At 50.7% G+C, this 13,708-nt stretch carries 7 protein-coding genes; 4 read left to right on the forward strand and 3 right to left on the reverse strand.

Annotated features, from left to right (window positions below; all coding sequences use genetic code 11):
• Window positions 1-277: 277 nt before the first annotated feature.
• On the reverse strand, window positions 278-1,972 hold the full coding sequence (locus GO003_RS01060) for a universal stress protein (RefSeq protein WP_331001616.1): 1,695 nt from the start codon (window positions 1,970-1,972) through the stop codon (window positions 278-280).
• Here GO003_RS01060 and GO003_RS01065 point away from each other — a divergent pair.
• A complete protein-coding gene (locus GO003_RS01065) occupies window positions 1,868-2,923 on the forward strand; it encodes an IS701 family transposase (RefSeq protein WP_159655360.1) in 1,056 nt (351 codons plus the stop codon). The two genes, GO003_RS01060 and GO003_RS01065, sit on opposite strands and share 105 nt — an antisense overlap.
• Window positions 2,924-2,925: 2 nt before the next feature.
• Here the strand turns inward: GO003_RS01065 and GO003_RS01070 are convergent, their stop codons facing one another.
• Window positions 2,926-3,795 (reverse strand): SulP family inorganic anion transporter, encoded by an 870-nt coding sequence (locus GO003_RS01070; RefSeq protein ID WP_159652330.1) that lies wholly within the window; start codon window positions 3,793-3,795, stop codon window positions 2,926-2,928.
• Window positions 3,796-3,849: 54 nt separating this feature from the next.
• Entirely contained in the window at window positions 3,850-4,347 is a 498-nt protein-coding gene (locus GO003_RS01075; RefSeq protein WP_159652329.1) for a hypothetical protein, read from the reverse strand.
• A 142-nt stretch (window positions 4,348-4,489) separates the two neighbouring features.
• Here GO003_RS01075 and recC point away from each other — a divergent pair, with 142 nt between their 5' ends.
• The 3 genes from recC to recD are packed head-to-tail and all read left to right on the forward strand — an operon-like array spanning window position 4,490 to window position 13,667.
• The gene (gene recC / locus GO003_RS01080) at window positions 4,490-7,957 is read left to right on the forward strand and encodes an exodeoxyribonuclease V subunit gamma (protein ID WP_159652328.1); all 3,468 of its coding nucleotides are present in this window, start codon (window positions 4,490-4,492) and stop codon (window positions 7,955-7,957) included.
• Window positions 7,954-11,646 carry an exodeoxyribonuclease V subunit beta gene (gene recB / locus GO003_RS01085; protein WP_159652327.1) on the forward strand — a complete coding sequence of 1,231 codons (3,693 nt, stop codon included), beginning with the start codon at window positions 7,954-7,956 and terminating at the stop codon, window positions 11,644-11,646. Before recC ends, recB begins: the two co-directional genes overlap by 4 nt.
• Complete coding sequence (recD, locus tag GO003_RS01090) at window positions 11,643-13,667, forward strand: exodeoxyribonuclease V subunit alpha (RefSeq protein ID WP_159652326.1); 2,025 nt, start codon at window positions 11,643-11,645, stop codon at window positions 13,665-13,667. Before recB ends, recD begins: the two co-directional genes overlap by 4 nt.
• Window positions 13,668-13,708 lie beyond the last annotated feature (41 nt).

The raw sequence follows: 13,708 nt of genomic DNA on the forward strand, positions 1-13,708 counted from the left end.
GTTCAGACAGGTTATTCCTTTTCTACTCAAACATCGTTCAACCGAGAAAGGTGCAGGGTGTGCCTGAGGACCACCGTGAACCCTTCCATGGGGGCTTGACGGCAGCATCCTTGCTGCCGACATCCTCGCCCGACACACTCCGCACTCCCGAAAACCAGACGGTTTTAGATCAGATAGGAGTAGATAACAACGGGCCCGAGCAAACATGATGTAAAAGGTTCAGCCAATGCTAAAAAGGTGACGCAACAGTGGCCAAACTCATTACTCAATCAGTTTATCAGTTGGTTTTAGGGTCAGATCGCTCCCAGAAACGGCTGGCCAGCAAGGTCTTCATAATTGACAGTTGATCGCCGTAATGTTTGATCGCCAAAACCGGTATTTTCGATTCCGCCATGACTTGAGATGTCGCGCTACCCAGCAACATGGTGGCGGCGCGACTATGACCGCGCGTACTGATCACAATCAAGTCAGCGTTGTATTCTTCAGCTTTGCGAAGCACCGCATGAGCGACATTAAAGCTTTCCTCGAATACCGGCTTGACAGTGATGCCATGCGTATCGATACGCGTCATGAATTTGGCAAAAGCGGCTTCTTCTTCGCCACGCACAATGTCTTCGTGCTCATCGTAGCGAATGACAGATTCGTCAAAAAACACATGCAACGCCATGCACTCGGAAATATGATTGACTCTGGCAAGTGCTGTTGCCTGCGACAAGCTATCAGCAGAAGGATCAGAGAAATCGACCGGTGCGACAATACGCTGAATGTCAGGACCGCAGTCCTCCGGCACCATCCATACCGAACAATGGGTAATCATCGCCAGGCGTCTGGACAACGAGCGTTGACCTGTCCTGTTTTTGCGGTGCCCCAGCAATATGAGATCGGATTGGGCCGCCAGCGTGAACTTGACCAGCTCGTCCATACGACTGGAGCCATCTATCGTCTGGTAATCCACTGTTACCTGTTCCAGGGTGCCATCAAAATATTGCATGACTTCTTCTGCCATGCCTTTTTTCAATTGACTAGCTGAACTTGAATGTCGTGATTTTTCATGTGGGGTAACCACATGGACAAAGTGAAACTCTTTAGCAACACCCAATTTTGCCAGACGTGCGGCGTAGCGCAAAAGCCCAACATCCTCGGTTGTCAGAGCCAAAGGAATCGTCACATTGTTGAAATTTCCGGGCGTTGAAAGCACCGCTTCAGGCTTAACCGATACAGCTTGCTTCGTTCCTTTTTCCTTTTCAGTAACGGGCTTATCAAGAAAGCGATAAGCCACAAAATAGATAACCAAAGCAGATAAAACACCGGTCAAAAAGTCGGTTACCGGTACCATTACGGCAGTAAATACCATCAAGCCGGCATGAAACTTATTGTGATTGAACACTTCCTTGATTTCAGAAACCTTGATCATATTTGACGCAACCCACAACAGGATGCCGCCAATACAGGCCATCGGTACCATTTCCAGATAAGCGGCAATGTAATAAGCCAATGAGAGCTTGAAAATCGCTTTAAAATAACCCGCCAGCGGTGTTACAGCTCCGGCTTTGATACTGGTCGCCGTCCGGGCCAAAGCACCGGTGCAAGGAAAACCATTAACCATTGGCGTGATAATCTGGACCAGCCCCTGCCCCCAAAACTCTTTGTCGGGGTTAAAAGGCGTTTTACGGTTATCGGCCATGCGATCAGCCATAGATGAGCACAACAGACTTTCTACTGCGGAAACAAAAACGATCGCGGAGACAAAATAAAGAATATCAATGATCACACCACCACTGATAGCCGGCATGATGGGCGGAGTAAAAACAAAGAAATTATTAGCTGATGTTACGCAGCCCCATCCCAAAAAGCGTATCATTTCAGGATGGATAAAGAAAAAACAGCGCTCTATACAGACTACCTGATTTGCAACCAAGGCTTGGCAACGGCGACCAGCCTGTCGGCGATGCTCGACGGTGAAGTGAGTCATGACCAAATAACCCGCCACCTGTCCGCGAGGCTATACACCTCAAAAGACCTGTGGGTTGATGTCAAACCCACCGTGCGTCAGATCGAGCGGGACGACGGCTGTCTGATCTTCGACGACACCGTCCAGGAGAAGGCGTTTACTGACGAGAACGAGATGATGTGCTGGCACTATGACCACTGCAAAGGCCGCTCGGTCAAAGGCATCAACCTGTTGAATGCGTTGTACCACAGCGGGGACGTGTCGATCCCGGTCGCCTTCGAAGTGGTGAAGAAGCCCCATCAGTTTTGCGACATAAAAACCCGCAAGGTCAAGCGGGCGGCGGAGTTCACCAAGAACGAACTGATGCGGTCAATGGTCGCCACCTGCGTGGCGAACGCCATCAAGTTCCGCTATGTCCTGACCGACAGCTGGTTTGCGTCGAAAGAGAACTTCGAGTTCATCCTCAAGAAAGGCAAACACTTCATCAGCGCCTTGAAGGACAACCGCTTGGTGGCGTTGACCGAAACAGACAAGAACGAAGGGCGCTTTGTGCGGATCAGTCAGCTGGAATTGACGGATCAACAGGCGGTGCGCGGCTGGATGAAGGGCTTCCCCCAGGAAGTGCTGTTCGTCCGGCGGGTCTTTACAAACAAAGACGGCAGCACCGGTTTGTTGAATCTGGTGTGCAGCGATTTGGCGTGCGACGGCGGACAAGCCTCAACCCTCTATGAAAAACGGTGGAAGGTCGAGGAGTTCCATAAATCATTAAAATCCAATGCGGGGCTGGCAAAGTCGCCTACCCGCACCGTCACCACCCAAAACAACCACATATTCATGACCATCTATGCCGTGTTCAAGCTGGAATGTTTGAAGATCAAACATAAAACCAACCATTTCGCCATGCGGGCTAAACTTTTCATAAAAGCTAACCAGATAGCTTATGCAGAGTTGCAGAAATTACGGGCTGCGTAACATCAGTTATTAGGAATAGAACCGTAAATATCTCTCACCAGAATAACGCCTTTGCCGGACATCACGGTAGCGGCCAATAGAGTGCTGGTCGCGATGGCCAATAACGGTGCAGGGATAAAGATGGAGATTCGTAACAAGCCCTTGGTCAGAACAAACGTGGCCAGACCAAGAGAAACCGACCACAGGTTGATTTTGTCGATGTTTTCGTAGGCCATGGTGAGGTTATGCAATAGCCCTCCGGTGAGATCCTCGTCCTCACCCAATAAATCAGAAAAACTCTCAATCCCCAGGATTGACTCAAAGTTACTTAAGGCGATTGCGACTGCAATCCCTACTGTAAATCCCACAATAATGGAATTGGGCACCAGCTTGGCATATTTACCTAGCCCAAAAATCCCCATCAGCATGAGTATGACGCCCGAGATAACCGATACAAAAACCAGAAAACCGTGTGCCTCGGCAAAAGTGCCGCCGCCTGCCTCGCCGTATTTAGCCATCAGCGCTGCAATAATGGGAATAAATGCAGCCGTGGGACCGTAAACCTGATATTTTGATCCGCCCCATGTACGCCCGATCACGCAGGCCAGCGCCCCGGCAATGATGCCTTGTTCAGGTCTTAAGCCCATAGCCATGGCGAACCCCATAGCCATCGGAATTGCGGTTAATGCGACAATCAGTCCCGCGCTTAAATCGCGGTAAGTCGTTTTGACCCAGGTTTCCCGGGTCAAATCTTCAAATCGGCTGTCCAAAAAGGTATTAAAAATTTTCAGCCGCTGTAAAATTACATGCCCGTAGCCTTCACCAGGCTTTTGGGATGGGCTCGATCTCACGCTCTCGATATCAGATCGATCGTTTAAAGTTTTTTCGATCATTTTCATAATCTTATGGGGGGGTCAGTTATCTCAATAAATTGCCCATTCAGCTGCCTAAGCACGAATGAAGCTATTTGCCAGTCGTTCTAAATTATTTTTAATAGTTAAATCTGAATGCTCTGAAACCGTAATCTCGGTTATTTTCAGTCTGCTTTTACGAATAAAAGGAAGTGGGTTGAAACTGCTTTTAAGGTTTAACGTAGGTTGGTATTGTTTTGGAATGACTGCTTCATCGATCTGATTCGCATCGATGAAATGATTGAAGGCCGTTTGGTTGAGACCGGTAAACAGTTCGGATGTAATCCGCATTTTTTCGGCCGGATAACGTTCACGAATTGTCTTGCATGCCCGATTAAACTCTCTGCTTTTCAAAGACCTGATCAATTCGGTTTTTGAAAAATACAGCAGTTCGCCGGGCTCGTCAGGGAGAAACAGGCAGTGTGTCAGTACAAAATGAAGTGTATTGTTGTTGCTGCTATCGATGGTCTGTTTCACCAAGTTCAGTGATCCCACTGAAAAATCGGTCGGGATCAAAATTGTTCGATTCATCATGTCAAGCCTCTGAAAATTGCTGCAAATTCATAGTATTGATAAATACTTTCATTGGCCTTTCACCAAGCTTTCATGAAACTTACTAATTAAATTAAGCAGTTATACGAACACAACGACTTACACACATTACTGACATTAAAATATGATTGAAAAACCTCCGTGCACACCGCTTGAAAACGGCATTGCAATCATCCATTCCAATCAATTGGAAACGTTGCGCGATGTGGTTGAACACTGGCTGCAGGTGCATCCTTTGGCGCCTCTGGAAAATGAGGTTTTTTTAGTCCAAAGTAACGGCATGGGGCAATGGTTGAAGCAAAGCCTGGCTCAAAACAATTCGCTGGGTATCGCGGCAGGAATGACGGTGCAATTACCTTCGCTATTCATCTGGAGTGTTTACCGGGCGGTATTGGGACAGCAGATTCCCAAGCAACAATTGCTCGCCAAAGCCCCCCTGACGTGGCGCTTATACCGTTTGCTGCCGGCGCTGGTTTCGCAACCTGAATTTGAAACGCTGGCCACATTTCTGGCCGAAGACACCAGCCGCCGCAAACGTTACCAACTGGCAGAACAGCTGGCTGATCTGTTCGATCAATATCAGGTTTATCGTTCGGACTGGATTGCAGATTGGGCGGAAGGTCATGATTTTTTGCGCAGCCCACACGGAGAGCCTTTAACGCTTGGCGGTCAACATCGTTGGCAAGCCGCTTTATGGCGAGCCGTCATGGCCGATTTAAATGAAGCCGATACCGCGTTTGCGAGCCGTGCGTTGGTGCATGACCGTTTCATGCACGCTATAGACGGGATAGACACAAGACCGGAGGGACTGCCGCGAAGAGTGATATTGTTCGGCTTGTCGTCCTTACCTCAACAGTCTTTGGAAGTCGTGGCCAAACTGGGAAAATTTTGCCAGATTGTGCTGTTTATTCCAAACCCGTGCCGGTATTACTGGGCGGATATCATTGAAGACAAAGAACTTTTGAAAGCCGAACGGCGCAGGCAAAACTATAAATCCGGAATGTCCACCGCGCTATCCGATGACGAACTGCATCTTCATGCCAATCCTTTACTGGCCGCATGGGGTAAACAGGGACGCGACTATATCCGCTTGCTGGATCACTTTGACGAAACCCGGACCTACGTAAACTGGCATTGGCCGGATAACAAAATCGACTTGTTCAATAACTACGGGGAGCCCGGCCAACGGAGTTTGCTGAACCATCTGCAACAATCGATTCTGGATCTGGAGCCCATCCCCGGAGCACCTGTTCAGATTAACGCAGCGGATGATTCACTGACGTTTCATATTGCTCACAGTCCGCAACGTGAAGTCGAAATTCTGCATGACCAGTTATTGGCCCGGTTTAATGCCTCTGGTCAAAATGGCGAGACGTTATTCCCGCGCGACATCATTGTCATGGTGCCCGACATTAACAAATATGCGCCGCATATTCTTGCCGTCTTCGGACAGGTAAAACCTGATGATCCACGTTATATACCCTTCAGTTTGACCGATCAGCAACAGAGAGGCCTTAACCCGCTGCTGGTCGCTGTCGAAGCGTTGCTGAAGTTGCCGGAATCGCGTTTCACCGTCAGTGAGTTTCTCGCGTTGTTGGAGGTCCCCGCTTTTAGAGAGCGCTTTGCTATCGATGAATCTGCGGTTCCCAAACTGCATCAATGGATAGAGGAATCGGGCATCCGCTGGGGACTTAATGCGCAACAACGCACGCAAACAGTCGCCATGCCCGACCATCTGGATGCCAACACCTGGCAATTCGGCTTGCGAAGAATGCTGCTGGGTTTTGCCGTAGGTGCCGGAGGAGCCTTCAATGACATAGAACCTTATCAAGAAATCGGCGGACTGGACGCGAAATGGCTGGGCAGTTTGTCTGTTTGCCTGGAAACGCTTGAAAAATATACACGACTCCTGCGCCATGAACACAATGTCGAAACCTGGCAACAGACTTTGTCGGCTTTATTGGACGATTTTTTTAGTGCAGGCAATGAACGAGATAGAAAAATGCTGGAAACGCTGAGCCGCACATTAACCGACTGGGGACAGATCTGCGAACAGTCCGGATTAACGTCTAACGATACCTTGCCGCTGGTTGTAGTCCGGGAAGCCTGGCTGACTGAAGTAGATGAGCCCTCATTGCACCGACGGTTTCTCAGCGGCCGGGTCAATTTCTGCACGCTGATGCCGATGCGCGCAATCCCTTTCCGGTTGATCTGCCTGCTGGGCATGAATGACGGTGATTATCCCCGGACTCAACACGGTCACAGCTTCGATCTGATGAGTCAGCGAGGCCAGTACCGCCCTGGCGACCGGTCACGCAGACAGGATGATCAATACCTGTTTCTGGAAGCGCTACTGTCAGCCAGAGATCAACTTTATATCAGCTGGGTGGGCCGCAGTATTCGTGATAACAGTGAGCGGCCGCCATCAGTCCTGGTGAGTCAATTGCGCGATGTCCTGGCTCAAGGCTGGAGGCTGGCAGAAACAGACCGACTCTTGCTTGAAGTATTAACGGTTGAGCACCCGCTACAGCCTTTCAGCCTTCATTATGTGGCCAAAAACCGCGACTCGCGACTGTTCACTTATGCACAGGAATGGTATGAGCAAACCCAGAATAAGTTGACCTTGACGTCAAACAGGGTGGCTGATGAAAAAACGTTTACGTTGAACCTCGAGTCCCTGGCCCGATTTATGAAAGCGCCGGTTAAAGCGTTTTGCCTTCATACGCTTAAGTTCGGTTTTGATGAAGAGACTGTAACCAGCGAAGATAATGAACCTTTCAGCTTTAACGCTTTGGAATCGTATCTGCTGGCTAATGAGTTATTGTCATCCTTGCAAAGCGAAAAACCCGCGAATCCGGAACGCTTCTTCGAGAATCAGCGCAGGACGATGACTCAAAAAGGCCGGCTTCCTTACGGCGGCTTTGCGCGACAGGCCTTCAACACAATTGCTGAACCCGTTAAACAAGCCTGGCGGCAATACCAAACCCTCCTGCCGGATTGGCCTGTTGAAATGGCACCGCAATCAGTTGAATTCCATTTTGAAATGGATGCCGGGGTCACTATTACCTTACAGGGTGACCTCGATCATTTGCGAAAAAGCAGCAAGGGATCATCACTCAGCATGCTTCATTTAACCGCTCAGAAACTGATGAACAGTGACAAGATCAAATATGCCAATCTTTTGCACTACTGGGTACAGCACTTGGCTACGTGTGCGAGCGGCATGGCGGTCCAATCGATATTGGCAGGCGCCGATACGGAGCTTGACATAGCCCCACTGCCCCAAGCCGACGCGCTGGAACTGCTCAAAACGCTAGCCGAAGCCTGGTATCAAGGCATGCAAGCCCCGCTTCCGGTTGCATGCCGGACGGCTTTTGCCTGGTTAGGCGCCCCGCCCGTTTCAGCCATGGCAGCGGCCCAAGAGCAATATGACGGCGGCGACTGGAAGCCGGGCGAAGTAGACTTTGATCCTTATCTGGCACGGTTTTTCCCGACTTTTATCAGCTTGAACCCTGACCTTTTTGAAGCCTGGGCCGTTCTGCTTTATCAGGCCGCTTTTCAGCAGATTCGGCAACAGGGAGGTCCGGTATGACAGACGTCAACAAGGTAAACCCACTTGATTTTCCATTGCAGGGCACGCGATTGATCGAGGCCAGCGCCGGCACCGGAAAAACCTATACCATTGCCGCCCTTTATGTCCGCCTGATACTTGGCACAACAAAGGAATTCTCTGAACAGGGGCGGGATTTACTGCCGCCGGATATTCTGGTTGTTACGTTTACCGATGCCGCTACCAAAGAACTGCGTGAACGCATCCGTGCTCGCCTGACACAGGCAGCCGCTTTTTTTCGTCAACAAAGCACGGACTGCGATGAGTTTCTGACCGAATTAAGAACCTGCTATGCGCCTGACCTTTGGCCTGCTTTCGCCCGTCGTCTGGAACTGGCCGCTAACTGGATGGATGAAGCGGCGGTCTATACCATTCACGGCTGGTGTAATCGCATGCTGCAGCAACATGCGTTTGACAGCGGCAGTCTGTTTCGTCAAGAGGTCGACAATGATGACACCGGTCTTTTGAATGAAACGGTCAGGGATTATTGGCGGACTTTTTATTACCGGCTTACTGAAACTCAGTGTCAGGCTGTATTCAAACTGGCCCGCTCACCGGATGACCTGATCCGGGAACTCAAGCCTTTACTCACGGAAACAGAAGCACAAGGCCTTGAATGCGTCGATGATGACTTAGCCGCCGTATTTAACCGGTGGGAAACCTGGGAATTACAGCGGCAAGGCCTGGAAAACCAGGCTCGCACACTGTGGTCTGCCGATCAGACGGGAATCGAAACCTTGCTAAACAAAGCCTCTCAGGGGGGCTGGCTGAACGGCAATCGTTACCGTAGAGCCGGATTCGCCGACAAATTGGCTGAATTGGATGCATGGGCTCATCAAGGTTATACGCTGGCTATTGAGGATCTGGCAAAATTCGGTCGGCAAAAATTAACGGAAGGCCTGGTTAAAGCCCATCAACAGGCCGATCCTTTGCAACACGCCGCGTTTGAAGCGATAGACCGGTTGGTCAGTCATACCGGACAAGAAGAAGACATCACCGAAAAACTCACCTTACATGCCATCCACTGGATTAGAAACCGTTACGATTCAGAAAAACAACGCATCGCCAGCATGACCTTTGACGATATGCTGACGCGACTGGATAAAGCCTTGTCCGGACTCAACGGCGAGCGCCTGAAAACTGTCATTCTTCAGCAATACCCTATCGCGTTGATCGACGAATTTCAGGATACCGACCCGGTGCAGTACCGGATTTTTTCGCGTGTCTATTCCGATGACGCCGGACTGGGCTGCTTTATGATCGGCGATCCCAAACAGGCCATCTATTCATTCCGGGGCGGCGACATCTATACCTATCTTAAAGCCCACCATGCCACGGCAGGCAAACATTACACCTTGGGTACCAATTACCGGTCCACTAAAGCCCTGGTCGATGCCGTCAATCAGGTCTTTGTCTTTGCCGATCAACAGCAAGAGGGCGCGTTTCGATTCAAAAACGGCGAGGTCAATCCGTTACCGTTCATTCCGGTTGAGGCCAAAGGCCGCGAAGAGGCCTGGCAGATCAACGGACAAGCGGCGGTTCCGGCGGTGACGCTTTGGCATTGGGAGAGTTCGGAAGGCGTCGGTTTGCCCGTTTACAGAACGCAAATGGCCGACGTCACAGCCAGTGAAATCGTCCGCTTGCTGAACTCGACCCACCCTCTGCAGACCGGATTTAAAGCGAAATCAGGACCCTTAAGACCCGTTCAACCTGCGGACATTGCGATTTTGGTCCGCACCGGAATGGAAGCTAAAATCATGCGTGCCGCATTGGCGAAGCGGCAATTACGCTGCGTTTACCTTTCAGAACGTGACTCGATTTATGACAGCCGCGAAGCAGCCGATCTGCTGATCTGGTTGAAAGCGATGGCCGAACCCCGCAACGAACGCAAAGTGCGCGCAGCCTTAAGCACCGCTACAATGGGCTGGTCCTACCAAACGCTGCATCAGCTCACACTGGATGAGCCTGCCTGGGAAATACAATTGGAACGTTTTCTAGCCTACCAGAAACGGTGGCAGCAAGACGGCATTTTGCCAACGGTGCGGCAACTGCTCAGCGACTATGGCGTACACGCAAGACTGACCGGGGACAACGAAGGCGAACGCTGCATCACCAACCTGCTGCATCTGGCAGAATTGTTGCAGCAAGCCGGTGGCCAGCTTGAAGGCGAACAGGCGCTGATCCGGCATTTGGCCGAGGCTATCACCGATAGAGAGAACGCTAAGGGCAAAGATGAAAGCATCATCCGCCTGGAAAGTGATGCCAATTTGATCAAAATCATTACCATTCATAAATCAAAAGGCCTTGAATACCCGCTGGTGTTTCTGCCGTTCATCTGCAGTTTCAGGGAAATCAACAGCCAGCGCACCCGTTATTACCGCTTCCACGATGAACACCAGACCTTAACCATCGATTTAAGCAAGCGCGATGAAAACAAGAGACTGAACGAGAACGAGCGCCTGCAGGAGGATTTACGCCTGCTGTATGTTGCAATCACGCGAGCACAATATGCCTGCTGGCTGGGTATAGCGCCAGTCAAAACCGGCAATTCCAAAACTTGCCAGCTAGAAAAAAGTGCAATGGGCTATTTGCTGGGCTGGCAAGCCAAAATGGCGGCCGGTGAATTAGGCCGACAATTGGGCCTGCTTAAAGGCGATTGCGAGAGTATTACAGTCGAAGCATTGCCCGAGCCCGGTACTGATCTCTACCGGCTTTCACAGCAACAGCCTGCAATAGAATCGCCCAGAACCTCAACCGCGCCTATCGCCGATAACTGGTGGATAGCCAGTTACAGTGCTTTGAAAACCGAGGACCAGGGTTTTATCCACAGCGAAGGCTATACGCCCGAAGCGCCGGAAAACTTTCTGGACGACAAACAAAGTGATGAAGCCGATACCCCGTCAGAATTTTCACTGGTTGCACAAGGCATCCATAGCTTGCCGCGAGGCGCCGGACCCGGCGTATTAATTCATGAATTGATGGAGCAATGCGCTCAACAGGGTTTTCAAACCGTCCATGCCGATCAACAACTGCGCAGGCAACTGATTGAATCGATCTTTCATCAAACGGACTGGATAGATCAACATGACATCATAGTCGAAGGGTTAAACCGGTGGTTAAACCTGCCTTTGCTGAAGGACCAAGACATCACCCTGGCCTCGCTGGGCAAAAGCCGTTATCAGGCTGAGCCTGAATTTCTGATCGGCGCCGATGATGTCAATATTCAGGCTCTGGACCGCTTGGTCACCCGGCACACATTTGGCGGAAAACCCCGGCCACGCTTGCTCCCTAATCATCTTAACGGCTTATTGAAAGGCTTTATTGATTTGCTGTTTGAACATCAGGGGCAGTATTACGTCATCGATTACAAATTCAATGCGCTGGGCAACAACGATGATGCTTATACGCTTGAGGCGATGGAATCGGCGATGCTGGCCAAACGTTATGACCTGCAATATGCGCTGTATCTGCTGGCCTTGCATCGGCTGTTAAAAGCCAGATTGGGCGAGCGTTATGATTATGACCAACACCTAGGCGGCGGACTTTATCTGTTCCTGCGGGGCAGTCAACATCCGTCCGGGGGGCGGATGTTCGATAAGCCGCCCGAAACCCTGATTGACGGCATGGATAAACTGTTTTCAGGCTCAACCCGGCAAGGAGCACGTTCATGAATCAAGAACAAGAACTCGCTGTATTGAAACACATTGACCAATGGCTCGTTCGTGGCTGGTTGAGTCAATTAGACAGGGCTTTTGCGCGCTTTCTGCTATCTCAGGACGCACAGGCAAACGAAGCTGTGCTTTGGGCCGGAGCATTGCTGAGCCATCAACTCGAGCAAGGCGAAGTGTTTCTGGATCTGGAAAAACTCAGCCGGCAACCCGAATTGACACTGGCCATTCCCGGTCATGATGTCCGCCGCTCAGGCAACGAAACTGTTTTTGCCGAAGTAAACCTACTCAAAGCCTATACCCTGCAACACTGGAAACAGGAGCTTGCAGGCTCGCAGTTGATCTCCTCGGGGTGCGGCAATACGCCTACGCCTTTGGTTCTGGAAGGTCATCGTTTGTATCTGCGCCGTTACTGGCAGTATCAACAAATTTTAAATGCGTCGATTCAATCACGGCTGCAACCTATTCGAAGCGGACTTCCTGATGCGTTGCTCTTGCAGCTAACCGGCTTGTTTAAGGACAACCGGGAGCAACCGGATTGGCAAAAAATTGCTTGCGCCCTGGCGCTAAGATCCCGATTCGCAATTATTACCGGTGGACCTGGAACCGGCAAGACCACAACCCTGACCAAACTTTTAGCGTTGCTGATTCAGTTGTCGAAAAGCGATGCAGGCATGACACGCAAGCTCAAAGTGCTGTTGGCGGCCCCTACCGGTAAAGCAGCGGCGAGAGTCAGCGAATCGATCAGTCAGGCATTAGCCAGACTGACTGTTGATGACGCCATCAAACAACTGATTCCCAAATCAGCGAGCACTTTGCACCGGCTTTTGGGCAGTCGGCAAGGCACCCGACAATTTATTCATCATCGCAATAATCCTTTGGTCGCAGATATCGTCATCATCGATGAGGCCTCAATGATCGATCTTGAAATGATGGCAGGCTTGCTTGATGCCTTGCCGGAGTCAGCTCAATTGATATTGCTGGGTGATAAGGACCAGCTGGCCTCGGTGGAAGCTGGAGCGGTGATGGGTGATTTGTGCCAAGGTGCAGAAAATCAGGCATATGACCTGCCGACCCGGGACTGGATAGCACAGACTGCAGGCGTGACATTGGCAGAATCCGCCTTAAAAGGTTCAGCGATCAATCAGCAAACCGTCATGCTGCGCTTTAGCCATCGGTTCGGCGAGCACAGCGGCATAGGCCAATTGGCCAGAGCGGTTAATGCGGGCAAGGCCCTGAAGGCCCAGGCGATCTTGAATGATACGGCGACTTACCAGGATCTGACCCGTTTATTACTTGACGATCCTGCCGACAGCCGCTTGAAACAACTGATCACGGCCGGCGGCAATCCTCAACAACGTCAGGGCTATCGCTATTTTCTTGACGTGATCTGTCAGCAGCGCCCTGAAGACAGCCACCACTTCAATCAATGGGCGAAACAGGTTCTGGATGCTTTTGATACGTTTCAGGTCCTGTGCGCCGTTCGCCGGGGCCCTTGGGGAGTAGAAGGTTTAAATCAGCGTATCGAGCAATGGCTGTTTAGCGTTCATAAACCGGTTCCAAACGCTGAAAGCCCAACTGACGCTGTTACGGGTTTAACGCCGGGAAAAAGTTATGATTCCTCCGGCGAATCTCATCGTCTTGACCGTTGGTATGAGGGAAGGCCGGTTATGATTACTCGCAACGATTACAACCTGGGCTTGATGAATGGCGATATCGGTATCGCACTGAATGACTTTAATGGGAAATTGAGAGTGGCGTTTCCTGACACCGGCGACCAGATTTCTATCCGCTGGATATCTCCGATGCGTTTACCGGATGTGGAAACCGCGTTCGCAATGACGGTACATAAATCCCAGGGCTCCGAGTTTAATCATGTCGCATTGATCATGCCTGAAACCCTAAGCCCTGTTCTGACCCGCGAACTGGTCTATACGGGCATTACCCGTGCCAAAGCTCATTTCACATTGCTGGAAAGTCAAGCAGATGTGTTTAATCAAGCCGTTTTGGCTAGCTGCAAATAATGCAACGCTTAATCAGTAACGCTGCGTGGATTGGGCCTAGC

It is taken from the genome of Methylicorpusculum oleiharenae, from assembly GCF_009828925.2.
Classification (GTDB): domain Bacteria; phylum Pseudomonadota; class Gammaproteobacteria; order Methylococcales; family Methylomonadaceae; genus Methylicorpusculum; species Methylicorpusculum oleiharenae.

Excerpts from the sequence above, each read along its gene's own strand:
- GO003_RS01065 (WP_159655360.1), top strand. The coding sequence starts at position 1,868 with ATGGATAAAGAAAAAACAGCGCTCTATACAGACTACCTGATTTGCAAC.
- GO003_RS01060 (WP_331001616.1), bottom strand. The coding sequence starts at position 1,972 with ATGACTCACTTCACCGTCGAGCATCGCCGACAGGCTGGTCGCCGTTGC.
- GO003_RS01070 (WP_159652330.1), bottom strand. The coding sequence starts at position 3,795 with ATGATCGAAAAAACTTTAAACGATCGATCTGATATCGAGAGCGTGAGA.
- GO003_RS01075 (WP_159652329.1), bottom strand. The coding sequence starts at position 4,347 with ATGATGAATCGAACAATTTTGATCCCGACCGATTTTTCAGTGGGATCA.
- recC (WP_159652328.1), top strand. The coding sequence starts at position 4,490 with ATGATTGAAAAACCTCCGTGCACACCGCTTGAAAACGGCATTGCAATC.
- recB (WP_159652327.1), top strand. The coding sequence starts at position 7,954 with ATGACAGACGTCAACAAGGTAAACCCACTTGATTTTCCATTGCAGGGC.
- recD (WP_159652326.1), top strand. The coding sequence starts at position 11,643 with ATGAATCAAGAACAAGAACTCGCTGTATTGAAACACATTGACCAATGG.